The organism is Bacillus sp. 7_6_55CFAA_CT2 (assembly GCF_000238655.1).
Taxonomy (GTDB): domain Bacteria; phylum Bacillota; class Bacilli; order Bacillales; family Bacillaceae_G; genus Bacillus_A; species Bacillus_A cereus.
In genome coordinates this window covers 1-952 of record NZ_JH414729.1, presented here as the reverse complement: position 1 = coordinate 952, position 952 = coordinate 1, and the positions used below count along the sequence as shown (strand labels likewise).

Sequence of the window (952 nt, the reverse complement as noted above, 5' to 3'; positions counted from 1 at the left end):
GGGATTCGAACCCGCGACCCCAACCTTGGCAAGGTTGTATTCTACCACTGAACTACTTCCGCAAAAATGATGAGCCATGAAGGACTCGAACCTTCGACCCTCTGATTAAAAGTCAGATGCTCTACCAACTGAGCTAATGGCTCGTAAATGGCTGGGCTAGCTGGATTCGAACCAGCGCATGACGGAGTCAAAGTCCGTTGCCTTACCGCTTGGCTATAGCCCATTAATATTTACTAGTATGGTTATCTTTTCAAAAAAATAAACCCTCTCAGGTTATTTTAAAGAAAATGGTGGAGGGGGGCAGATTCGAACTGCCGAACCCGAAGGAGCGGATTTACAGTCCGCCGCGTTTAGCCACTTCGCTACCCCTCCGACATTTTAAATATATATGGTGGAGGATGACGGGATCGAACCGCCGACCCCCTGCTTGTAAGGCAGGTGCTCTCCCAGCTGAGCTAATCCTCCAAAAGTGGTGACCCGTACGGGATTCGAACCCGTGTTACCGCCGTGAAAGGGCGGTGTCTTAACCACTTGACCAACGGGCCAAAAAAGTTTTAAACCTATTCCCAAGCTTCCAACCGGGCTTGAACCGGTGACCTCTTCCTTACCATGGAAGTGCTCTACCAGCTGAGCTATGGAAGCATAATGGCTCCGCAGGTAGGACTCGAACCTACGACCGATCGGTTAACAGCCGATAGCTCTACCACTGAGCTACTGCGGAATAATATTAGCCTGGCAACGTCCTACTCTCACAGGGACAAGGTCCCAACTACCATCGGCGCTAGAGAGCTTAACTTCCGTGTTCGGTATGGGAACGGGTGTGACCTCTCTGCCATCATTACCAGACTTTTATCATTATAAACATTTCTTTCGAAATGTCAAGAAGAAATTTTAATGCATATTCCTTCAAAACTAGATAACATCGCTACATATTATATGGTTAAGTCCTCGA

Annotated in this window: 7 tRNA genes and 1 rRNA gene; all 8 read right to left on the bottom strand. The window is 48.0% G+C overall.

Annotated features, from left to right (window positions below):
- Window positions 1-70: 70 nt before the first annotated feature.
- The 8 genes from HMPREF1014_RS29100 to rrf all read right to left on the bottom strand — a co-directional run bounded on the left by HMPREF1014_RS29100 (window position 71) and on the right by rrf (window position 846).
- Window positions 71-143: transfer RNA gene (locus HMPREF1014_RS29100), tRNA-Lys, on the bottom strand.
- Between the two features lie 5 nt (window positions 144-148).
- Window positions 149-223: transfer RNA gene (locus tag HMPREF1014_RS29095), tRNA-Gln, on the bottom strand.
- Window positions 224-288: 65 nt separating this feature from the next.
- Window positions 289-372, bottom strand: a tRNA-Tyr gene (locus HMPREF1014_RS29090).
- A gap of 17 nt (window positions 373-389) precedes the next feature.
- A tRNA-Val gene (locus HMPREF1014_RS29085) sits at window positions 390-465 on the bottom strand.
- Between the two features lie 5 nt (window positions 466-470).
- Window positions 471-545, bottom strand: a tRNA-Glu gene (locus HMPREF1014_RS29080).
- Between the two features lie 24 nt (window positions 546-569).
- A tRNA-Thr gene (locus HMPREF1014_RS29075) sits at window positions 570-642 on the bottom strand.
- A gap of 4 nt (window positions 643-646) precedes the next feature.
- Window positions 647-721 (bottom strand) — tRNA-Asn (locus HMPREF1014_RS29070).
- 9 nt (window positions 722-730) lie between these two features.
- Window positions 731-846, bottom strand: a 5S ribosomal RNA gene (gene rrf, locus HMPREF1014_RS29065).
- Window positions 847-952: the final 106 nt, after the last annotated feature.